This is a genomic window from Rhodoferax koreense, from assembly GCF_001955695.1.
In the GTDB taxonomy this organism is placed as follows: Bacteria; Pseudomonadota; Gammaproteobacteria; order Burkholderiales; family Burkholderiaceae_C; genus Rhodoferax_B; species Rhodoferax_B koreensis.
The window spans coordinates 3,948,156-3,969,404 of the sequence record NZ_CP019236.1 but is presented as its reverse complement, the minus strand read 5'-3'; the positions used below and the strand labels follow the sequence as shown (position 1 = coordinate 3,969,404).

Sequence of the window (21,249 nt, the reverse complement as noted above, 5' to 3'; positions counted from 1 at the left end):
TCTGAATTGAAGAGGTAAACACCATGGCTTATTCCGAAAAAGTGGTCGACCACTATGAAAACCCCCGCAATGTCGGCTCGTTCGCCAAGGATGACGACAGCGTTGGCACCGGCATGGTCGGCGCGCCGGCCTGCGGCGACGTGATGAAGCTGCAGATCAAGGTCAACCCCGTCACCGGCGTGATCGAGGATGCGCGTTTCAAGACCTACGGCTGCGGCTCGGCGATCGCCTCCAGCTCGCTCGTGACCGAATGGGTCAAGGGCAAGACGCTGGACCAGGCGGCTGCGCTGAAGAACAGCGAAATCGCCGAAGAGCTGGCACTGCCGCCGGTGAAGATCCACTGCTCCATCCTGGCCGAAGATGCCATCAAGGCTGCGGTCAATGACTACAAACAACGTCACGCCGCACCAGCAGCCTCGGCTGCGGTGCCAGAAACGGTCAACTGAGATGGCGGTCACGCTCACCGAAGCCGCGGCGCGGCATGTCACCCGTTACCTGTCCAAGCGCGGCAAGGGTGTGGGCGTGCGCCTGGGCGTGAAGACCACCGGTTGCTCGGGCCTGGCCTACAAGCTGGAATATGTGGATGAACTGGCGCCGGAAGACATCGTCTTCGAAGACCATGGCGTGAAGGTGCTGGTCGATCCGAAGAGCCTGGCCTACATCGACGGCACGCAACTTGATTTCGTGCGCGAGGGCCTGAACGAGGGCTTCAAGTTCGAGAATCCGAACGAGCGCGACAAGTGCGGTTGCGGGGAAAGCTTTCGCGTTTGACCGGCTGAGCTGGTTGATCACCGAACCGCCCGCGCGCTGCGTGCCGGCGGTTTTTTCATGTGGTGTGCAAGCAAGTGAATCTTCAATCCAACGACTTCGAACTGTTCGACATCCCGCCGCGTTTCGTGCAGGACCGTGCCGCCATGGAAGCGCGCTGGAAGGCGCTGCAGCGCGAGGCCCATCCCGACAAGTTCGCGGCGCAGGCCGGCGCGGCGCAACGTGTGGCGATGCAATGGTCGGTGCGCATCAACGAAGCCTGGCAGCGCCTGCGCGATCCGCTCAAACGCGCAGCCTATCTGTGTGAACTGAACGGCGCGCCGATCAACGCCGAGAACAACACGGCGATGCCCTCGGCCTTCCTGATGCAGCAGATGGCATGGCGCGAGGCGCTCGACGACGCATCGTCCGAAGCCGAACTCGAGGCGCTGCAGGCCGAGGTGTTGCACGCGCAGAAGCAGACCCTGGCCGGCATCAAGACACTGCTCGACACCCAACACGATTACCCCGGTGCCGCGCAACAGGTGCGCACGCTGATGTTCATCGAGCGTTTCAAGACCGACATCGCCGACCGCATCGATGCGCAGGCGGACGCGGGACAATAGGCCCCGGCCACATTCAAGCAGAACAATTCCACGCCATGGCGCTCCTTCAAATTTCCGAACCCGGCCAAACGCCGGACCCGCACCAGCGCCGCATCGCCGTCGGCATCGACCTCGGTACCACGCATTCGCTGGTCGCGGCCGTGCGCAGCGGTGTGGCCGAATGCCTGCCAGACGCACAGGGCCGGGTGATCCTGCCCAGCGTCGTGCGTTACATGGCCGACAACAAGCGCCAGATCGGCTGGGATGCACTGGCCGCGCAGGCCACCGACCCCGAGAACACCATCGCCTCGGCCAAACGTTTCATGGGCCGCGGCCTGGCCGACATCGCCCAGCGCGAGAAGCTGCCGTACCGCTTCGTCGACAAGCCCGGCATGGTCGGCATACAAACGGTGCAGGGCGAGAAGTCGCCGGTGGAGATCAGCGCCGAGATCCTGGCCACGCTGCGTTACCGCTCGGAAGACAGCTTCAACGACGACCTTTATGGCGCGGTGATCACCGTGCCCGCGTATTTCGACGACGCCCAGCGCCAGGCCACCAAGGATGCGGCGCAACTCGCCGGCCTGAACGTGCTGCGCCTGATCAACGAACCCACGGCCGCGGCCATCGCCTACGGCCTGGACAACGCCAGCGAAGGCGTCTACGCCGTCTACGACCTGGGCGGCGGCACCTTCGACATCTCCATCCTGCGGCTCACGCAGGGTGTGTTCGAAGTCATCGCGACCGGTGGCGATTCCGCGCTCGGCGGCGACGACTACGACCGCGCGCTGGCCGACTGGGTGGTCGAGCGAACCGGGCAACAGGCCGTCACCCCCGCCGACAAGGTGGTGCTGCAGGCGGCGGCCAGGGCCTGCAAGGAAGCCTTGTCTGCTGCGGAATCCGTAGCATTCCGCGCAGAGTTGGCGGGCGGAAGCGTGCGAATCGACGTCAAGAAATCGGACTTCGAAGCCATCACCGCCAAACTGACCGCACGCACCATGTCCGCCGTGCGCAAGGCGCTGCGCGATGCCGACCTGGCCCCCGCCGACATCCAGGGCGCGGTGATGGTCGGCGGCTCCACTCGCATGCCGCAGGTGATCGAGGCCGTGCGTGCCTTCTTCGGCCAGGAGCCGCTGATCGACCTGAATCCGGACGAAGTCGTGGCGTTGGGCGCGGCCATCCAGGCCAACCAGCTGGCCGGCAACAACGGTACGGGCGATATGCTGCTGCTCGACGTGATCCCGCTCTCTCTCGGCATCGAAACCATGGGTGGCCTGGTCGAGCGCATCGTGCCGCGCAACCAGACCATTCCCACCGCCATGGCGCAGGACTTCACCACCTACCAGGACGGCCAGACCGCGCTGGCCTTGCACGTGGTGCAGGGCGAGCGCGACTTGGTGGCCGACTGCCGCAGCCTGGCGCGTTTCGAGTTGCGCGGCATCCCGCCAATGGCCGCGGGCGCGGCGCGCATCCGCGTGACCTTTACTGTGGATGCCGACGGCCTGCTGAACGTCGCCGCGCGCGAGCAGGTCAGCGGCGTAGAAGCCCGCATCGACGTGAAACCATCCTACGGCCTGAGCGACGACCAGATCGCCGCCATGCTGCAGGACAGCTTCGCCACCGCCGCACAGGACATGCAGAGCCGCGCCCTCGTCGAAGCCCGCGTCGATGCCGACCGCATGCTGCTGGCCACACGCGGTGCGCTGGCGGCCGATGGCGACCTGCTCGACGCGGCCGAACGCGCCGAGATCGACGGCCTGCTGGCCGCACTTGAGGAGGCCAAGGCCGCCACCGACGCCAAGACCGTCGAAGCCGCCACAGACCGTGTCGCGAAAGGCACGGAAGCCTTTGCCGCGCTGCGCATGAACCGTGGCATCCAGCAGGCCCTGTCCGGCCAGAACATCGAAAACATCTAGCACCACTACCATGCCCGTCATCCGCATCCTGCCCCATCCCGAATACTGCCCGCAGGGCGCAGAGATCACAGCGCCCGCCGGCACCTCGATCTGCGAAGCCATGCTGGACAACCACATCAACATCGAACACGCCTGCGACATGAGCTGCGCCTGCACCACTTGCCACGTGGTGGTGCGCGAGGGCTTCAAGTCGCTGGGTGAACTCGACGAGAATGAGGAAGACCTGCTGGACCGCGCCTGGGGCCTGGAGCCGAACTCGCGGCTGAGCTGCCAGGCGTTCCTGGCGCAGCAGGACGTGACGGTCGAGATCCCAAAATACTCGATCAACCACGCCAAAGAGAATCATTGAACACCCCCAGATCGCTCACTGCGTGTAGCTCCCACCCCCTTGCAGGGGGCAACACCAGCAGCCTGGCAAAGCCAGTTCTGCGGTGTTTCTGGAAGGGGCAGTGCGCCATTCCTACGTCGTCATAAAGAGATAGTCCATGCGCCAGATCGTTCTCGACACCGAAACCACCGGCCTGTCCGCTGCGGGCGGCGACCGCATCATCGAAATCGGCTGTGTGGAGTTGCTCAACCGCAAGCTCACCGGCAACAACAAGCACTTTTACCTGAACCCCGAGCGCGACAGCCATGAAGACGCGCTGAAGGTGCACGGCATCAGCAACGAATTCCTGCGCGACAAGCCGAAGTTCGCCGCCGTGGCCGACGAGTTGCTGGAATACCTGAGCGGCGCCGAAGTCATCATCCACAACGCGCAGTTCGACGTGAGTTTCTTGAACAAGGAACTCGAGTTGATCGGGCGCGAGCCTTTGAGCGCCTTCGTCGGCAGCGTGACCGACTCGCTGGCGATGGCCAAGGAGCTGTTCCCCGGCAAGCGCAATTCGCTCGATGCGCTGTGCGATCGACTGGAGGTCGACAACTCGGGCCGCACGCTGCACGGCGCCTTGCTCGATGCCGAGTTGCTGGCCGACGTCTACATCAACCTCACGCGTGGCCAGGACGCGCTCTTGATCGACGCGGGCTCCGAAGACACCGAGGCCGGGACGACCATCCGCGTCGACCTCAGCGGCTTCGAGCTGCCGATCCTGCTGGCCAATGAGCAGGAAGATGCGGCCCACCAGGATCTGCTCAAGCAGCTCGATAAATCGAGCGGCGGCAAGACGATCTGGCGGACACTCGAAATTTTTGTGGCATAATTCGAGGCTCACCTGAACACGAATTCAGGGCGATTAGCTCAGGGGTAGAGCACTGCATTCACACTGCAGGGGTCGCAAGTTCGAAACTTGCATCGCCCACCAAAATTGAAAAAGGACCTGGCAAAAGTGCCCGGTCCTTTTTCTTTTGGCGCGTCATTTGCCGTGAGCGGCCGTCGAGGGCGCCGGCCTGCGGCGCCTCGATCTTCAGAACTTCTGCGTGATCCCCACGCCCAGCCGCGATGCGTCCAGTGAGGTGCTGCCGTCTGCGCGGGTTGTCTTCAGTTGGCGGAAGGCGGTGTAGAGCCGGGTGCGCTTGGACAAGTCGTAAGTGCCCATCAGGCTGAAGCCCTTGGCGTCGATGACGCGCCTGCCGGCACCGTCCTTGGTCTTCGAGCTGGCGTAACCCACGGCAATGGTGGCGGCGCCAAAGGGCGCGTCCAGGCCGAGTTCCCATTCGTTGGATTTGAGCTGACCGGCCACGCGGCCGTCGATCTGGCGCTGCGCGGCGCCCACCATCTTGAAGGCGCCGAAGTCGTAGTTGCCGGCGACGATGTGGTACCGATTCGTGCCGGTCGTGTAACGCTCGGCCTGCTGGCCGTAACCGATGCGAAGGGGACCCGAAGTGTATTTCACGTGGCCGGTGGCCAGGCGCGGATTGCCGGTGGCGGTGGCGGTCTTCTCGTCGTAGCTGTAGCTGAACGAGGCGTTGAAGTCGCCGATGTTCGGTGTTGCGTAATAGGCGGTGTTGTTGCCGCGTGCGAGGTAGTCGCTACCCGTGACCTCCGGCAGGCCGTTGGCCGCCGTGGTGCTGGCGCCCCAGACTTGGCCGGTGGAGGCAAAGCCCGAAGAGTCGTAGAGATGGTTGGTCGAGCCGCGCAGGGCGTCGAAGGCGGTGAGCATGCGGCCCACGCGCACTTCGCCGAAGTCGCCGCTCAGACCGACATAGGCGCCGCGGTTGAAGCCGTTGTCGGAAGCGGAGACCCGCGTCGTGGCGCCACTGTCGAGGCTGATGCCTTGTTCGAGCACGAAAAATGCGCGCAGCCCAGCACCCAGTTCTTCCGTGCCACGCATGCCCCAGCGACTTGCCTGCGCACCGCCGCTGTCCACCACGCCGGAGCTGCCAGGCGGCGTGGCGCCGACCTTGTGCCGGGTCTGGCCGATCCAGGCATCGGCGATGCCCCACAACATCAGGCCGGATTGGGCGGAGGCTGGTGTAGAGATGGCGCAAGCGAGCAGCGCGACGGGCAGCAGGATGGTTTTCATGGATTTCATGGTTCGTTGAAACTTCACATATGACGTCGGTCGTCAGATGTGTTGAGGTATCGTAAATTTTCAAACTCTGCGGCGATACCCGTGAAAACCCTTTGTCGCTGCTTGGCGACTAGTCGCCGATGCTGGCTTTCGGTGCGCTCGCAGCCAGGAGACTGAGTCGCATGCGCTCCCGACTGTTGGTGAGGTGCATGAACATCGCCGCGCGCGCCGAGGCTGGATCGCCGCGATGGATCGCCTCGTAAATGGCTTCGTGTTCGCGTTGCGTGACGGCTTTGCCGCTCTCTAGCACGGGTTGCGCCTCGCCGAAGCGTGCTCCGGTGGAGGCAGGCGACGTGGGCGCGGCCGAGCCCGCGCCAGCGGGGCGGGGGATGGTGGCATTGCCCAGGCTCTGCAATACCTCCTGGAAATACTCGTTGCCCGTGGCCGCGGCGATCTGCACGTGAAACTGAAAGTCGGCCTCGGTGGTGCTGCCGCCGGCCCTGCGCTGCGCATCGAAGGTGTCGAGTGCGGCTCGCATCGCGGCCAGATGCGCGTCGGCGCGGCGCGCGGCCGCCAGGCTCGCTGCCTCGGACTCGAGGCTGATGCGCAGCTCCAGCATGGCCAGCTTCTGTCGCACCTGGATGTCGCGTGGGCCGACCGACAGCAGCGGGCTGGCCATCGGCGTGGCCAGCACGAAAGTGCCAACACCCTGGCGCGTTTCGACCAGGCCGCTGGCCTGCAGTCGCGACATGGCCTCGCGCACCACGGTGCGACTCACGCCGAACTCGCGCATCAACGCTGGCTCGGCCGGCACGCGGTCGCCCGGCTTGAGGGCGCCGCCGTGGATGCGTTCCGAGACGCCGTCCACCACGCGTTGCGGCTGGCTTTTGACCCGGACGGGAATGTCGTTCATGGTTGGTCTCTCGGAGAGCAGGATGGGCAAATATACAGTTTGCGCGAAGGGGCCGCCAGACGACAGATGACGACTTTGATATCTGGTGATTACTAGGGTTTACACCCATCAACACGTCTGACGACATGCATAAAATGGGAGCCAGTCTGACGACTGATGATTTAGAAAGATGGCTATGAAAATTGCAAGCGTGCATGGCACCGAATTCACCTACCCGACCCGCCGTTCCGTAGACAGCGCGGGCCATTCCCATCCGGGGCCCGAGGGTACGGCCAAAATGGCGCTGCTGACCATCACCACCGACGAAGGCCAGTCGGGTTACGCGTTCGCACCGGTGGAAGTGATTCGTCCGCACGTGCTGGAAGCCTTCGTTCGCAAAGTACTGATCGGCCAACATCCGTTCCAGCGTGAATCGCTGTGGCAGGGGCTGGAGCACTGGCAACGCGGCAGTGCTGGGCAGTTGACTGACCGGGCGCTTGCCGCCGTCGACCAGGCCTTGTGGGATCTGGCCGGCCGCATCCTCGGTCAACCCGTGTACCGCCTCATCGGCGGCTACCGCGACAAGGTGCCGGCCTACGGCAGCACCATGTGTGGCGACGAACTCGAAGGCGGCCTGTCCACCCCGGACGAATACGCGGCCTTCGCCGAAAAGCTTGTGGCGCGTGGCTACAAGGCACTGAAGTTGCACACCTGGATGCCCCCGGTGTCTTTCGCCCCGAGCGTCGAGATGGACATCAAGGCCTGCGCCGCGGTGCGCGAAGCGGTCGGCCCGAGCATCCCGCTGATGCTCGACGGTTATCACGACTACAGCCGCATGGAGGCGTTGACCATCGGTCGTGCACTCGAGAAGCTCAATTTCACCTGGTTCGAGGAGATGATGAACGAGCAGAGCATGGCTTCCTATGCCTGGCTCGCAGGCCAGCTCGACATTCCGATCGTCGGACCGGAAAGTTTGTCGGGCAAGCACCATAGCCGCGCCGACTGGGTAGCGGCCGGTGCCTGCGACATCCTGCGTGCAGGTGTGCCGGGCGTGGGCGGCATCTCGCCGACACTCAAGGTGGCGCACCTGGCCGAATCCTTTGGCATGCAATGCGAAGTGCACGGCAACGGTGCGGCCAATCTGGCGGTGTGCGCGGCCATCAAGAACTGCCGTTGGTACGAACGCGGCCTGCTGCATCCATTCCTCGAATACGACGAAGTGCCGGCCTACCTGAACACGCTGGCCGACCCGATGGATGCCGACGGTTATGTGCACCTGTCGCAACGCCCCGGCCTGGGCGAGGACATCAACTTTGACTACATCGAAGCCCATACGCGTCACAAGTACTGACGCATTGCCTCGCTTCGCCACAAGGGCCCGACGAAAACAAGGAGACAAGTTGGTGAATCACAAGAGATGGCTGCGACCGCTCGCCCTGGCATTGCTGCTCGGCGTCGCTGCCGCGGGGCTGCAGGCCAGGACCCCGGTGGATCAGTTGATCGTCGGCTTCAGCATGAACAACCTGCTGTCGCTCGACCCGGCTGCTGCCACCGGCAACGATGTGGTGGAGATCAACACCAACCTGTATGACTACCTGATCGAGCTCGACGCCAAGCAGGTCGGCAAGATCGTGCCCGGCATCGCCGAGCGCTGGACGGTGTCGCCCGACGGCCGCACCATCAGGCTGGCGTTGCGCCAGGGGGTGAAGTTCCAGTCGGGCAATCCGCTCACGGCGGAAGATGCGGCCTGGTCGCTGCAACGCGTGCTCAAGCTCAATCTGGCGATGGCCTCGCCCTGGAAGAGTTACGGCTTCACAGCCAAGAACGTCGACAAGGTGGTGACCGCCCCGGACGCGGCCACGCTGGTGATCAACCTGCCGGCGCCCACCGATCCGAAGATGGTGCTGTACACGCTGGCCACATCGGTGAGTGCCGTGATCCTCGACCGCAAGAAAGTGCTCGAGAACGAAAAGAATGGCGACCTCGGCAACGCCTGGCTCACCACGCACGCGGCCGGCTCCGGCCCGTTCACGCTGCAGGAATGGCGCGCCAAGGACACGCTGATCATGAACCGGTTCGACGGCTACTGGCGCGGCCCGGCGAAGATGAAGCGCGTGGTGATGCGCCACATGACCGAGTCACAGACGCTGCGCCTGATGCTCGAGCGCGGTGACCTGGACCTGGCTTCGGGCATGTCCGTACCGGATCTCGAGGCCATGAAAAAGAACCCTGATGCGGTGGTGGAGGCCATGCGCCGCGGCACCATGTATTACGTGGCGGTGAGCATGAAGGACCCAAAGTTTGCCGACCGGCGCGTGCGTCTGGCCATGCGCAAACTCATCGACTACGATGGCATCAACACCGCGGTGATGCCCGACTACGGCGTGCCGAACCAGCGCCCGGTGCAGCTCGGCCTGGCCGCCACGTTGCCGTCGCCTGGCTACAAGCTCGACGTGGCCGGCGCGAAGCAGTTGCTGGCCGAAGCCGGCTTCCCAAACGGCTTCAAGACCACCATCCGGGTGCTCGCCGATCCGCCGTTCATCAACATCGCCACCAGCCTGCAGTCCACGCTGGCGCAGGCTGGTATCCAGGCCAGCGTTTTGTCGGGTACGGGCAACCAGGTCTATGGCGCGATGCGCGAGCGCAAGTTCGAGATCCTGGTCGGCCGCGGTGGTGGCGGGGTCGAGCCGCATCCGCACGGCAGCCTGCGGGCTTTGGTGCTGAACCCGAACAACGCCGACGCCGCGCGGCTCACCAATTTCCAGGGCTGGCGCACCTCTTTCTTCAGCCCGGAGTTGAATCAATTGATCGGCGAGGCCGAGGTCGAACGCGACGAGGCCAAACAGACGGCCGACTACCAGGAAGTGCAGCGGCTCTACGACACCCAGGTCGGCGCCATCCAGCCGATCTCGCAGATGGTGGACACGGTGGTGCTGCGCCGTGACCTGCGCAACTACCAGGCCCATCCCTCGGCCACGACGCGACTGCGCGACGTGTACAAGCAACGTTGAGTCAGGCCTTCGCCCCATGGAGAAATTCCCTTGTCCTCAATCGTGACCGCCCCGACCTTGCGGGCCGCAGGCAACCGCGCGCTCAGCGTGGTGCTCACGCTGCTCGGCCTGTTGCTGCTGACCTTTGTGATCGGCCGCGTGATGCCGCTCGATCCGGTGTTGTCCATCGTCGGTCCCGACGCCGACAAGTCCACCTACGACCAGGTGTTTAGACAGCTCGGCCTGGACCGGCCGATGCCGGTGCAGTTCGGCTACTACTTGCGCGACCTGCTGCATGGCGACCTGGGCAAGGCCATGCTCACCGGCCATCGCGTCACCGATGACCTGGCGCGGGTGTTGCCCGCCACCATCGAACTCGCGACCATGGCCATCTTGCTCGGTACCTGCGTCGGCATTCCGCTCGGCGTCTACGCCGCCACGCGCAAGGGGCGGCTTGCCGACCATGTTGTGCGGGTGATCAGCCTGTTCGGCTACTCCACGCCGGTATTCTGGTTCGGCATGATGGGCCTCCTGGTGTTCTACGCATGGCTCGACTGGGCCGGCGGGGCAGGTCGGGTCGACTTGGCCTTCGACGGCGTGGTGCCGACGCGCACCGGCCTGCTGCTCGTCGATTCGGCCATGGCCGGCGACTGGGAAGTGTTTCGCAGCGCGCTCAAGTTCCTGATCCTGCCGGCCTGCATCCTGGGGCTGCATTCCATGGCCTACATCAGCCGCATGACACGCAGCTTCATGCTGGCCCAGCTCTCGCAGGAATACATCACCACGGCGCGCGTCAAGGGGCTGTCGGAGCGCGGCGTGGTCTGGGGTCATGCGTTCCGCAACATCCTGGTGCAGTTGCTGACCATCATCGCCCTGGCCTACGGTGGCCTGCTCGAAGGTGCAGTGCTGATCGAAACCGTGTTCGCCTGGCCCGGCTTCGGCCAGTACCTCACCAGCAGCCTGCTGCTGGGCGACATGAACGCCGTGATGGGCTGCGTGCTGGTGGTGGGGGTGATCTTCATCACGCTGAACCTGTTGTCCGACGCCCTGTACCGCGTCTTTGACCCGAGAACCCGCTGATGACCTCCATCGCCTACCAAAAAACACCGGACAGCGCCGCCCAGGCGTTGCTGCTGAGCCTGCGCCAGGGCGTTCGCCGCCTGCTACGCAATCCGATGACCGTGGCCGGTGTGGTGGTCGTTGCCGCACTGTTGCTGGTGGCTCTGTTCGCGCCCTGGCTTGCCACGCACGAGCCGCTCGCGCAGGACCTTCAGCGCGCGCTGCAGGGGCCTTCGGCCGCCCACTGGTTCGGCACCGACGAATACGGCCGCGACGTGTTCAGCCGGCTGGTGCACGGCTCGCGCATCTCGCTCTACATCATCGCGCTGGTGACGGTAATCGTCGGCCCGGTCGGCCTGGCCGTGGGCAGCATGGCCGGCTACTTCGGCGGCTGGGTGGACAACCTGTTCATGCGCATCACCGACATCTTCATCTCGTTCCCGAGCCTGGTGCTGGCACTGGCCTTCGTGGCCGCGCTCGGCCCGGGACTGGACCACGCGGTGATTGCCATCGCGCTCACGGCATGGCCGCCGATCGCACGGCTGGCGCGGGCCGAGACCCTGTCGCTGCGCCATGCCGACTATGTGGTGGCCGCGCAGCTGCAGGGCGCATCGAGCGCGCGCATCCTGCTGCGCTACATCGCGCCGATGCTGATGTCCTCGGTGGTGGTGCGGCTGACCATGAGCATGGCCAGCGTGATCCTCACTGCGGCCGGCCTCGGCTTCCTGGGCCTGGGCGCACAGCCGCCGCTGCCCGAGTGGGGTGCGATGATTTCCAGCGGCCGTCGTTACATGATCGAGTGCTGGTGGCTCGTGGCCGCACCCGGCGCCGCCATCATGATGGTCAGCCTGGCCTTCAACCTGCTCGGCGACGGCTTGCGCGACGTACTGGACCCACGCAGCGAGTAAGGAAGATGAGCATGCAGAATCCCCCCCCATCCATCGCCACGTTGGCGCCCAAGCTACAGGTTCAGGACCTGAACATTCGCTTCGCCACGCCCGAAGGCCCCATGCATGCGGTGCGTGGTGTGTCCTTCGATCTGGCGCGGGAAAAGCTGGCCATCGTCGGCGAGTCCGGCTCGGGCAAGTCCACCGTGGGTCGCGCGCTGCTCAAGCTGCATCCGGCCAGTGCGCGCATCGAAGCGAAAAAACTCAGCTTCGACGGCATCGACCTGTTGAACGCCGGCCCCAGGGCCATGCAGGCCATCCGCGGCAAACGCGTGTCGATGATCATGCAGGACCCGAAGTATTCGCTGAACCCGGTGGTACGCATCGGCCAGCAGATCGCCGAAGCCTATCTTGCGCACAACGACGTGCCCCGTCGCGAAGCCAGCGAGCGTGCCCTGGCCATGCTCGAGTCGGTGCGCATCCGCGATCCGCAGCGTGTGTTCGGTCTGTATCCGCACGAGGTGTCAGGCGGCATGGGGCAGCGCATCATGATCGCCATGATGCTCATCACCGAGCCCGAACTCCTGATCGCCGACGAACCGACTTCCGCGCTCGACGTTTCGGTGAGGCTGCAGGTGCTGGCCGTGCTCGACGATCTGGTGGGCCGGCGCGGCCTGGGCCTGCTGTTCATCAGCCACGACCTTAATCTGGTGCGCCACTTCTGCGACCGCGTGCTGGTGATGTACGCCGGCCGCGTGGTCGAAAGCATCGCCGCGGCCGACCTGGACCGCGCCGAACATCCCTACACCCGCGGCCTGCTCAGCGCCTTGCCCAGCATCGACCAGCGGCGCAAGCGCTTGCCCGTGCTGCAGCGCGACCCGGCCTGGCTCACCACTTGAGAGTTCCTCCATGACGACCATGATCGAAGTCAACGGCCTGCATCTGGCCTTCGGCACGGCCAACGTGCTCAACGACGTGAACCTGCAAGTCCGGGCCGGGCAATCGTTCGGGCTGGTGGGGGAGTCCGGCTCGGGCAAGACCACGGTGTTGCGCTGCCTCGCGGGCCAGTACACGCATTGGCGCGGCGAGGCGCAGATCGGCGGCCGCGCACTCACGCACAAACTGGATCGCGCGCAAAAACTGACCCAGTGTCGCGAAGTGCAGATGGTGTTTCAGGACCCCTATGGTTCGCTGCATCCGCGCCATACCGTGCATACCGTGCTGGCCGAGCCGCTGCGCATCCACGGCATGGACCGGGAGCGTGAACGCATCGAGAACATCCTCGTCAAGGTCGGCCTGAATGCGAGTTTTCGTTTCCGTTACCCGCACCAGCTGTCGGGCGGGCAGCGCCAGCGTGTGGCCATTGCGCGGGCGCTGATCCTGGAGCCGCGCGTGTTGCTGCTCGACGAGCCGACATCGGCGCTCGACGTGTCGGTGCAGGCCGAGATCCTGAACCTGCTGTCCGATCTGCGCGAGCGTGATGGCCTGACCTACCTGATGGTCACGCACGACCTCGGCGTGGTCGCCCATTTGTGCGACGAACTCGCCGTGATGCAGCAGGGCCGTATCGTGGAGACGTTGACCACCGATGCCTTGTGCAATGGCGAGGTGCAGCACGAATACACGCGCATGCTGGTGGATGCGAGCCGTTCCTACAGCCGTGACATGGCCGAGGCAACGGTCGCAGCTTAGGCGACAACGCCTTTGCGGGCCGTCCAGGGGCGTTATGCTCGACGGATCTTCTGTTGCCGAGCCTTGCCATGAGCACCGTTGTTCCAACCACCAGCAGACAGTTCCAGATCGTCCGCGCCGATTACCGAAACACCGACCATGCACGCGCCGTCGTCGCCTTGCTCGACGCTTATGCCGTGGACCCGGCCGGCGGCGGTCATGCGCTGAGCGCGTTCACGCGCGACCACCTGGTCCCGGCGCTGGCCGCGCGGCCGCAGGCCTTCAGCGTGCTGGCCTTCGACGAAGGCCAGGCCGTGGGGTTGGTGAACTGCTTCGAGGGCTTTTCCACCTTCGCGTGCCAGCCGCTGGTCAACGTGCACGACGTGGCCGTGCTGTCGGCCTACCGTGGCCGCGGCGTGGGGGCGCAGATGCTGTCCCTGGTCGAGGAGATGGCGCGAGAGCGCGGTGCCTGCAAACTCACGCTCGAGGTGCTGCAGGGCAACCACGGCGCCGCGCGCCTGTACGAGCGGCTGGGTTTTGCCGACTACCAGCTCGACCCCTTGATGGGCCATGCGCGGTTCATGCAGAAGTGGCTGCCGTAGCCCGGGCGTTTAGAGCGATTCGATCTTCACGATGACCAGCGAGAGGTTATCCCCACCGCCGTGCGCGCGCCGGCGGGCTTTTTCGATGAGGAACTCGGTGGCTTCGCGCGGTGACATGGCGTCCAGCACGGAGCCGAGTTCCATGTCGGTGAAGTAGTGCCATACACCGTCGCTGCAGGCGATCAGGGTGTCGCCCGGGCGCAGCATCGGGATGCGGTAGACGTCGCTTGGCGGATCGGCCTCGGTTCCCAGGCAGCCGAGCAGGATGTTCGAATCGGGGTGGCTGTTGGCTTCCTCGGCGGTGATTTCGCCGCGGTTCACCAGCGTCTGCACATAGGAGTGGTCCATGGTGCGCCTGATCAGCTTGGCCTTGTTGAACTGGTAGATGCGCGAATCGCCGGCATGCACCCAGTGGCAGTCGCCGGCCGGGTTGATGAGGAAGGCGGCCAGCGTGCTGTGCGGCTCTTCTTCCGATGAAATCGCCGTGAGCTTGATCACCAGATGGGCCTCGTCGACCAGGTGCCTGAGCATGGACGCCGCGTCGTCCGTCGCGGGGTCGTAGCGCTCGAACAGCTGGCGCGCCGTCATCATGACCTGGTCCGATGCCTTGCGCCCGCCACTGCGCCCGCCCATGCCATCGGCCACCACCCCGAGCACGCAACCCGTCACGCGCGCATGGCTCAACAACACCACCTGGTCCTGCTGGTATTCGCGGTCTCCCTTGTGGATGCCGGTGGATGCGCTGATCCTGAAACCCATGGTCATAAATGCATTGCTCGATTGTTGGGGCCGAAACACGTATTATCCAGCCAACCAAAGACGACAGCTGATCGTCAGAAGTGCATCTTGGACTCCAACCTTCATTCCCCCGACCGCCAACTGATCGAGCTGCGCATGGAGCATGCCGATCTCGACGCCATGATCGACCGGCTCATGGCGCAGCCTTCCCTCGACCAGTTGATGGAGCGGCGCCTGAAAAAGCGTCGGCTCGCGCTGCGCGACCAGATTTCGCGGCTGTCGCTCAAGCTCGATCCCAAAGAGCCGGCCTGATGTCCGGCGTGACATCCGGCCCGATGCCAGGCGCCACGGCGCTGCGTTCGCGCATCGAAGAAGTGTTCGCCGCCGACGGTGTGCTGTCGCGCGCCGCGCCCTACACGCCGCGCCAGGGCCAGCTCGACATGGCGACGGCCATCGGCGAGACCATCACGACCGGCGGTGTGCTGGTGGTCGAGGCCGGCACGGGCGTCGGCAAGACCTTTGCCTACCTCGTGCCGGCGCTGCTCAGCGGTGAACGCGTTCTGCTGTCCACCGCCACCAAGACCCTGCAGGATCAGCTGTTCGGCCGCGATCTGCCCGGTCTCTTGCAGGCGCTCGGGCTGCCACTGCGCACGGCCTTGCTCAAGGGCCGCGCAAGTTACCTGTGCCTGCACCGCATGGAGCGTGCGCGCTGGGACGTGGACCTGGGCGACCGTGCCGCGCTGCTGGCGCTGGCCAGCGTCGAGCAATGGTCGCGCACCACCCACAGCGGTGACCTGGCGGAGTTGCCCGACCTGGACGAGCGCTCGCCCCTGATCCCGCTGGTTACCTCCACGCGCGACAACTGCCTCGGCGCGCAATGCCCGCAGTTCCGCAATTGCCATGTGAACCTAGCGCGGCGCGAGGCGCTGGCGGCCGACGTGGTGGTGGTGAACCACCATCTGGTGTTCGCCGACCTGGCCGTGCGCGAGTCGGGCGTGGCCGAACTGCTGCCCACGGTGCGCATCGCGATTTTCGACGAGGCGCACCAGCTCAACGAGATCGGCGTGCAGTTCCTTGGCCTGCAGCTCGGTACCGGACAGCTGCTCGACTTCGCGCGCGATACGCTGGCCGCCGGCCTGCAGCAGGCGCGCGGCCTGGTCGATTGGCAGCACGTCGTGGCCAGGCTCGAGCACGCCACGCGCGAGCTGCGCCTGTTGGCGGGGCAGCGCGGCGCCAACACCGCGCGCATCAACTGGACCGGCGCCGCGCCCGACGGCCTGCCGGAGGCCGAATGGCGGGATGCGCTGCAATCGGTGTGCGACAGCTTGCGCCATGCCGCCGAAGCCCTCGCCATGGTGAGCGAACTCTCGCCCGATTTCGTGCGGCTGCACGAACGCGCCCTGGTCTGGATGGAACGCAGCCAGGGCTTCCTGGCGGCCGGCGACGCGGGCGCGGTGCGCTGGCTCGACGTGGGCGGCGCGCAATTGCGGCTTATGGCGTCACCGCTCGACATCGCCGATGCCGTACAGGCGCGTCTGCTCGGCACGGGCGAGGCTGCTGCGGCGAAATCCTGGGTGTTCACCTCGGCCACGCTCGGCGACGATGCGCAATTGCGCTGGTTCACCGAGTCCTGTGGTCTGGTCGGCGCGCGCACCCTGCGCGTCGACAGCCCTTTCGACTACGCGACGCAGGCCGCCCTCTATGTGCCCGACGACATCGCCCGGCCAGCCGATCCCGGCCACAGTGCGCAGGTGGCGGCTTTCGCCGCGCAGGCGGTCCAGCGTCTGCGCGGCCGCACCATGGTGCTCACGACCACGCTGCGCGCGCTGCGCACGATCGGCGACGCGCTGAAGAGCCATTTCGAGGCGAGCGGTGGCATCGAGGTGCTGGTGCAGGGGCAGTGGCCCAAGCGCCGGCTCATGGCGCGTTTCCGACAGGGCAACGCCGACGGCCAGCCGGGTTGTGTGCTGGTGGCCTCGGCTTCGTTCTGGGAGGGCGTGGACATCCCGGGTGATGCGCTGCAGCTGGTGATCATCGACAAACTGCCATTTCCGCCGCCGAACGATCCGCTGGTCGAAGCGCGGGCACAGCGCGCCGAAAGCCAGGGCAAGAAGCCGTTCATGGACTATTTCGTCCCGGAGGCCGCGGTGGCGCTCAAGCAGGGCGCAGGCCGCTTGATCCGGCGCGAATCGGACCGCGGCGTGCTGGTGGTCTGCGACACGCGCCTGACGAAAATGGGCTACGGCCGGCGACTGCGCGCGGCCTTGCCGCCGATGAAGTTATTGACAACGCAGGCTGAATTCCAGCAGTCGCTCGATGCGCTGCGTGGACCCGACGAGGAGGCGCTGCCTACCAGACCTTCCACCACGGCTGCTCTTTGGCCTTGAAGCCATTGCGCACGTATTCGCTCTTGGGATAGTTGGTTTCGAGAACCCGCTGGGTGTCGTCGCGCAGCGCGGTCATGCCCAGCGCCTCGTAGGACTTCATCACGATGTACAGCGCTTCCTCGAGCGAAGGCACGTCGCGGTAGTCGGTCAACGCCGACTGGGCGCGGTTGATCGCGGCCACGTACGCACCACGGGTGTAGTAGTAGCGTGCCACATGCACCTCGTATTGCGCCAGCGAGTTCACGATGTAGACCATGCGCTGGCGCGCATCGGGCGAATAACGCGAATCGGGGAAGCGCGTGGTCAGTTCCTTGAAAGACTCGAAGGACTCCTTGGCGGCTTTCTGGTCGCGCTCGGACAGATCCTGGCGCGTGATGAAGGAGAACAGGCCGAGGTTGTCGTTGAAATTGACGATGCCCTTCATGTAGAGCGCATAGTCGAGCGCGGGGCTGGCGGGGTGCAGCTTGATGAAGCGGTCGAGCGTGGCAATGGCCTGGGCCTGGTCGCCACTCTTCTGGTAGGCGTAGGCCTTGTCCAACTGGGCCTGCTGGGCCAGCGGCGTGCCAGCGGCGCGGCCTTCGAGTTTCTCGAACAGCGGAATGGCCTTGTCATAGGCGCCGCCATTGAGTTCGTCCTTGGCTTCGCTGTAGATCTTGTTCGGACTCCAGTTGGCGGTCTTATCGACTTCCGTGGTGGAACAGCCGGACAGCCAGACGGCCATGCCGGCCAACACCAGCGCTGGCAGGCCTGGGAACACCGATAATTTGGAGCGCACGATCACTGGCATCTTTCTTGAAACTGAGCAAATTGATTATATCGACGGACCCTGTGGGTGATGAATTGACCGATGCCGGCGATGCCGCGGAGGAGGGCTTCGAGGCCGGGCTGGCCTCGGAAACCCGCACACTGCTGATCGGCGAGGCCCAGCACGGCATGCGGCTGGACCGCGCGCTCGTCGATCTGGTGCCCGAGTTCTCGCGCAGCTACCTGCAGCAGCTCATCGAATCCGGCGCCGTGCAGCTGCATGGGAAGCCCGCCGTCAAGGCCTCGGCCAAGGTGCGGATCGGCGATGCCGGCACGATCGAGCTGCGCCCCACGCTGCAGAGCCAGGCCTTCAAGCCCGAGCCCATGGTCCTGGAGGTGGTCTTCGAGGACGAGCACCTTCGCGTGATCAACAAGCCGGCCGGCCTGGTGGTGCATCCCGCCCCCGGCAACTGGAGCGGTACGCTGCTCAATGGGCTGCTGGCGCGCGACATCCAGGCCACGGTGCTGCCGCGCGCGGGCATCGTGCACCGCCTGGACAAGGACACCAGCGGCCTCATGGTCGTGGCCCGCACGCGTGCCGCCATGGATGCGCTCGTGGCGCTGATTGCCGCGCGCGACGTGAGCCGCCAATACCTGGCGCTGGCCCACAAGCCCTGGACGGGGCCCAAGCAGCGCAGCGTCGAACTGCCGATCGGCCGCGACCCGCGCAACCGGCTGCGCATGGCCGCGGTCGACCTCGCGCAGCACGCGGGCAAGGCCGCGCGCACCGACATCACGCTGCTGGACAACGTGGACCAGGGCTGTCTCGTGCTGTGCGCGCTGCATACCGGCCGCACCCACCAGATCCGCGTGCACATGGCGGCCATTGGCCATGCGCTGGTCGGCGACGTGCTGTATGGCGGCGCCCCCGCTGCGGGCCTGACACGCCAGGCGCTGCATGCCACCCGGCTGGCTTTCGTGCATCCGGTGACGGGGGAGCCGCTGGTTTTCCACGCGCCGCTGCCGGCCGACCTGCAGGCCGCGCTGGCCGCGTGGGGTGTCAGTTACAATGCCTGAAAGCGTATCGATGCGCGGGCCCCGGCACCAGGAAGACTGAGGCCAGCCTTGCTGCCATCGCTGTGTTGCGTGCGACGTCCCAGGTCCGCCGCATCGCGCAACCTACTGTTCCAGTACCGCTACAGATCCGCACCCCAGGTGCCTTTTCCCGAAATAGTCGAACCATGAATACGGCAGAGGCCAAACGCGTCCTCGAAGCTGCGCTGATATGTTCACCGCAGCCCTTGCCCGTGCGCGACATGCGGGTGCTGTTCCAGGATGAGCTCGGCGCCGACACGCTCAAGACGTTGCTGCTCGATCTGCAGAACGAATGGGCCCACCGCGGGGTGGAGCTGGTCAGCGTGGCCAGCGGGTGGCGCTTCCAGAGCCGGCCCGAACTGCGCGAGTTCCTCGACCGCCTGCATCCCGAGAAGCCGCCGCGCTACAGCCGCGCCGTGCTTGAGACCCTGGCCATCATCGCCTACCGCCAGCCGGTGACGCGCGGCGACATCGAGGACATCCGCGGTGTCACCGTCAACTCGCTGATCATCAAGCAACTCGAGGACCGCGGCTGGATCGAAGTCATCGGCCACCGCGAAACCGTGGGCCGGCCCTCGCTGTTCGCCACCACGCGCCAGTTCCTCGACGACCTCGGCATCGACTCGCTCGACCAGTTGCCCGTCTCCGACGACCCGCAGCAGCGGGCCGACCTGCTGGCCTCGCTCACGCGGGCCGAAGACGGGCAGGCCGACCTGCCGATCGACGGCCAGGCCGAATCCCTGGCCGACACGACGCCAAGCGAATCCATTCCTTCCGATATCCCCGGGGGGGAAGACCCTCCCGCGACCCAGGCACCACAATGAACGATACCCCTGTCGGCGATCTGCCGCATCCCCTTCCCGGCGCCGAAGAGGGCGCAGCGCCCGCAGCGGATTCGGCGCCGACCGAGGCCGTGGTTCAGCCGGTCGAATCTCTCGAGGCCGCCGCTTTCGACGCCCCCGCGCCCGTGCGCCAGGCGCAGGCCGGCCATGTGAACCTGTTCGAGGCCGTGGTGTCGGGCCAGTTCGATGCCGACGAAGAAAGCCCCGAGGTCGTGCTCGCCAAACGTGTGCTGGCGCCGCAGGCCGAAACACCCAAGCTGCACAAGGTGCTGGCCCAGGCCGGCCTGGGTTCGCGGCTGGAGATGGAACAACTCATCACCGAAGGCCGCATCTCGGTGAACAACGAGCCGGCGCACATCGGCCAGCGCATCCAGTTCGGCGACCAGGTCAAGGTCAACGGCAAGCCGATCCGCGTGCGCATCGACCCGCCGCCGCCGCGCGTCATCGCCTACCACAAGCCGGTCGGCGAAGTCGTGACCAACGACGACCCGCAGAACCGGCCCACCGTGTTCCGCAAGCTGCCCAAGCTGTTCCAGGGTAAATGGCAATCGGTGGGCCGACTCGACCTGAACACCGAAGGCCTGCTGCTGTTCACCAGTTCCGGCGAACTCGCCAACCAGCTGATGCATCCGCGCTTCGGACTCGAGCGCGAATACGCCGTGCGTGTGCTCGGCGCCCTCAACAAGGAAGAAAAGCAGCGCCTGCTCGACGGCGTCAAGCTCGACGACGGCATGGCGCAGTTCGGCTCGATCGAGGACGGCGGCGGCGAAGGTTCGAACTGCTGGTACCGCGTCACCATCTCCGAGGGCCGCAACCGCGAGGTGCGCCGCATGATGGAGGCCGTGGGCCATGCGGTCAGCCGGCTGATCCGCATCCGCTATGGCGCCATGCTGCTGCCGCGCGGCCTGAAACGCGGCGCCTGGATGGAACTTGACGACAGGGACATCCAGGCGCTGTTGAAGGCCGCGAACGCCCCTCGCGAGCAACTGGACGAAGACGGCAACGTGGTTCGTCCGAAGGGCGGAGGCCGTCCCCCGAACCCGCACGGTCCGAAGGGTGCGGGCGGTCCCCCCGGCGATGGCCGCGGCCCGGCGCGCAAGCAGCGCACCCGCGGCGGCCGTGGCCCGAGCCCGTCGCGCACGGCCGGCCCGGCCCAGCCCAATCCGCTGAACACGTCCAGCCTCGGCGGCCGTGGCGGCCAGAAGCCGCGCAACAACAACGGTGGCGAGCGCCAGGGCGGTGGTGGCGGTGGTGGCCAGCCTGATCCGATGAAGACCGCCTTCGGCTACATCGGCGCCGACAGCTTCACGCGCCAGCGCCAGGGCCCGCCGGGCCAGGGCGGACCGCGCCGCGGAGGCGGTGGTAACGGTGGCGGCAATGGCGGAGGCGGAGGCGGCGGCTTCGGTGGTGGCCCGCGCCGCGGCGGTGGCGGCGGCAACCGCGGCCGCTGAAATCAGGAATCGATGCGGCCCGCGCCCGGCGCGCGCGGCCGCTTGGACCGATGCCCCTGTCTCGCGTGGGCATTCATCGGGGGAAAACCCTGAACGGTTAAAATCGCAGGCTTTGCTTCATTGGCAAAAAATCGAAAAAACTCAAGCAAACTAATTAACTCAAGCTCAGGAAAACA

General features: G+C 65.7%; 22 protein-coding genes and 1 tRNA gene. 19 read left to right on the top strand and 4 right to left on the bottom strand.

Annotation, left to right across the window (positions count from 1 at the left end):
* Nucleotides 1-23 precede the first annotated feature (23 nt).
* The 7 genes from iscU (at nt 24) to RD110_RS18355 (ending at nt 4,566) form a co-directional block, all read left to right on the top strand.
* Nucleotides 24-446: a Fe-S cluster assembly scaffold IscU gene (gene iscU / locus RD110_RS18385; RefSeq protein WP_076200922.1), complete on the top strand. Its 423-nt coding sequence runs from the start codon at nt 24-26 to the stop codon at nt 444-446.
* A 1-nt stretch (nt 447) separates the two neighbouring features.
* Nucleotides 448-771 carry an iron-sulfur cluster assembly protein IscA gene (gene iscA / locus RD110_RS18380; RefSeq protein ID WP_076200920.1) on the top strand — a complete coding sequence of 108 codons (324 nt, stop codon included), beginning with the start codon at nt 448-450 and terminating at the stop codon, nt 769-771.
* 74 nt (nt 772-845) lie between these two features.
* Nucleotides 846-1,373 carry a Fe-S protein assembly co-chaperone HscB gene (gene hscB, locus RD110_RS18375; RefSeq protein WP_076205249.1) on the top strand — a complete coding sequence of 176 codons (528 nt, stop codon included), beginning with the start codon at nt 846-848 and terminating at the stop codon, nt 1,371-1,373.
* A 35-nt stretch (nt 1,374-1,408) separates the two neighbouring features.
* Entirely contained in the window at nt 1,409-3,265 is a 1,857-nt protein-coding gene (gene hscA / locus RD110_RS18370; RefSeq protein ID WP_076200918.1) for a Fe-S protein assembly chaperone HscA, read from the top strand.
* 10 nt (nt 3,266-3,275) lie between these two features.
* On the top strand, nt 3,276-3,614 hold the full coding sequence (fdx, locus tag RD110_RS18365; RefSeq protein WP_076200916.1) for an ISC system 2Fe-2S type ferredoxin: 339 nt from the start codon (nt 3,276-3,278) through the stop codon (nt 3,612-3,614).
* 136 nt (nt 3,615-3,750) lie between these two features.
* Complete coding sequence (gene dnaQ, locus RD110_RS18360) at nt 3,751-4,464, top strand: DNA polymerase III subunit epsilon (RefSeq protein WP_076200914.1); 714 nt, start codon at nt 3,751-3,753, stop codon at nt 4,462-4,464.
* A 27-nt stretch (nt 4,465-4,491) separates the two neighbouring features.
* Nucleotides 4,492-4,566: transfer RNA gene (locus RD110_RS18355), tRNA-Val, on the top strand.
* Nucleotides 4,567-4,668: 102 nt separating this feature from the next.
* Here RD110_RS18355 and RD110_RS18350 read toward each other — a convergent pair.
* On the bottom strand, nt 4,669-5,727 hold the full coding sequence (locus tag RD110_RS18350) for a porin (RefSeq protein WP_157900242.1): 1,059 nt from the start codon (nt 5,725-5,727) through the stop codon (nt 4,669-4,671).
* Between the two features lie 118 nt (nt 5,728-5,845).
* Nucleotides 5,846-6,628 carry a FadR/GntR family transcriptional regulator gene (locus tag RD110_RS18345; protein ID WP_076200911.1) on the bottom strand — a complete coding sequence of 261 codons (783 nt, stop codon included), beginning with the start codon at nt 6,626-6,628 and terminating at the stop codon, nt 5,846-5,848.
* 175 nt (nt 6,629-6,803) lie between these two features.
* On the opposite strand from RD110_RS18345, the gene RD110_RS18340 reads away from it, so the two are divergent.
* The 7 genes from RD110_RS18340 (at nt 6,804) to RD110_RS18310 (ending at nt 13,816) form a co-directional block, all read left to right on the top strand.
* Nucleotides 6,804-7,958, top strand: coding sequence for a mandelate racemase family protein (locus RD110_RS18340; protein ID WP_076200910.1), 1,155 nt, complete (start codon nt 6,804-6,806; stop codon nt 7,956-7,958).
* A gap of 52 nt (nt 7,959-8,010) precedes the next feature.
* Nucleotides 8,011-9,618, top strand: coding sequence for an ABC transporter substrate-binding protein (locus RD110_RS18335; protein WP_239467065.1), 1,608 nt, complete (start codon nt 8,011-8,013; stop codon nt 9,616-9,618).
* A 24-nt stretch (nt 9,619-9,642) separates the two neighbouring features.
* Nucleotides 9,643-10,677 (top strand): ABC transporter permease, encoded by a 1,035-nt coding sequence (locus RD110_RS18330; RefSeq protein WP_157900404.1) that lies wholly within the window; start codon nt 9,643-9,645, stop codon nt 10,675-10,677.
* Nucleotides 10,677-11,564: an ABC transporter permease gene (locus RD110_RS18325; protein ID WP_076200905.1), complete on the top strand. Its 888-nt coding sequence runs from the start codon at nt 10,677-10,679 to the stop codon at nt 11,562-11,564. The genes RD110_RS18330 and RD110_RS18325 overlap by 1 nt, the downstream gene beginning before the upstream one ends.
* Nucleotides 11,565-11,569: 5 nt before the next feature.
* Nucleotides 11,570-12,442, top strand: a complete 873-nt coding sequence (locus tag RD110_RS18320) for an ABC transporter ATP-binding protein (RefSeq protein ID WP_394329420.1) — start codon at nt 11,570-11,572, stop codon at nt 12,440-12,442.
* A gap of 19 nt (nt 12,443-12,461) precedes the next feature.
* Nucleotides 12,462-13,235 (top strand): ABC transporter ATP-binding protein, encoded by a 774-nt coding sequence (locus RD110_RS18315; RefSeq protein ID WP_076205246.1) that lies wholly within the window; start codon nt 12,462-12,464, stop codon nt 13,233-13,235.
* 68 nt (nt 13,236-13,303) lie between these two features.
* Nucleotides 13,304-13,816 (top strand): GNAT family N-acetyltransferase, encoded by a 513-nt coding sequence (locus RD110_RS18310; protein WP_076200904.1) that lies wholly within the window; start codon nt 13,304-13,306, stop codon nt 13,814-13,816.
* A gap of 9 nt (nt 13,817-13,825) precedes the next feature.
* Here RD110_RS18310 and RD110_RS18305 read toward each other — a convergent pair whose 3' ends face one another.
* On the bottom strand, nt 13,826-14,581 hold the full coding sequence (locus RD110_RS18305; protein WP_076200902.1) for a PP2C family protein-serine/threonine phosphatase: 756 nt from the start codon (nt 14,579-14,581) through the stop codon (nt 13,826-13,828).
* An 81-nt stretch (nt 14,582-14,662) separates the two neighbouring features.
* On the opposite strand from RD110_RS18305, the gene RD110_RS18300 reads away from it, so the two are divergent.
* Together RD110_RS18300 and yoaA are read left to right on the top strand one after the other, a co-directional pair.
* Nucleotides 14,663-14,866, top strand: a complete 204-nt coding sequence (locus RD110_RS18300; RefSeq protein ID WP_076200901.1) for a YdcH family protein — start codon at nt 14,663-14,665, stop codon at nt 14,864-14,866.
* On the top strand, nt 14,866-16,941 hold the full coding sequence (gene yoaA / locus RD110_RS18295; RefSeq protein WP_239467064.1) for a DNA repair helicase YoaA: 2,076 nt from the start codon (nt 14,866-14,868) through the stop codon (nt 16,939-16,941). Before RD110_RS18300 ends, yoaA begins: the two co-directional genes overlap by 1 nt.
* On the opposite strand, the gene RD110_RS18290 is transcribed toward yoaA, so the two are convergent.
* Entirely contained in the window at nt 16,904-17,662 is a 759-nt protein-coding gene (locus RD110_RS18290; protein WP_394329460.1) for an outer membrane protein assembly factor BamD, read from the bottom strand. The two genes, yoaA and RD110_RS18290, sit on opposite strands and share 38 nt — an antisense overlap.
* A gap of 107 nt (nt 17,663-17,769) precedes the next feature.
* On the opposite strand from RD110_RS18290, the gene RD110_RS18285 reads away from it, so the two are divergent.
* The 3 genes from RD110_RS18285 to RD110_RS18275 all read left to right on the top strand — a co-directional run bounded on the left by RD110_RS18285 (nt 17,770) and on the right by RD110_RS18275 (nt 21,073).
* Entirely contained in the window at nt 17,770-18,762 is a 993-nt protein-coding gene (locus tag RD110_RS18285) for an RluA family pseudouridine synthase (RefSeq protein ID WP_394329419.1), read from the top strand.
* 164 nt (nt 18,763-18,926) lie between these two features.
* Nucleotides 18,927-19,604 (top strand): SMC-Scp complex subunit ScpB, encoded by a 678-nt coding sequence (gene scpB, locus RD110_RS18280; protein WP_083686340.1) that lies wholly within the window; start codon nt 18,927-18,929, stop codon nt 19,602-19,604.
* Complete coding sequence (locus RD110_RS18275) at nt 19,601-21,073, top strand: pseudouridine synthase (protein ID WP_076200898.1); 1,473 nt, start codon at nt 19,601-19,603, stop codon at nt 21,071-21,073. The genes scpB and RD110_RS18275 overlap by 4 nt, the downstream gene beginning before the upstream one ends.
* Nucleotides 21,074-21,249 lie beyond the last annotated feature (176 nt).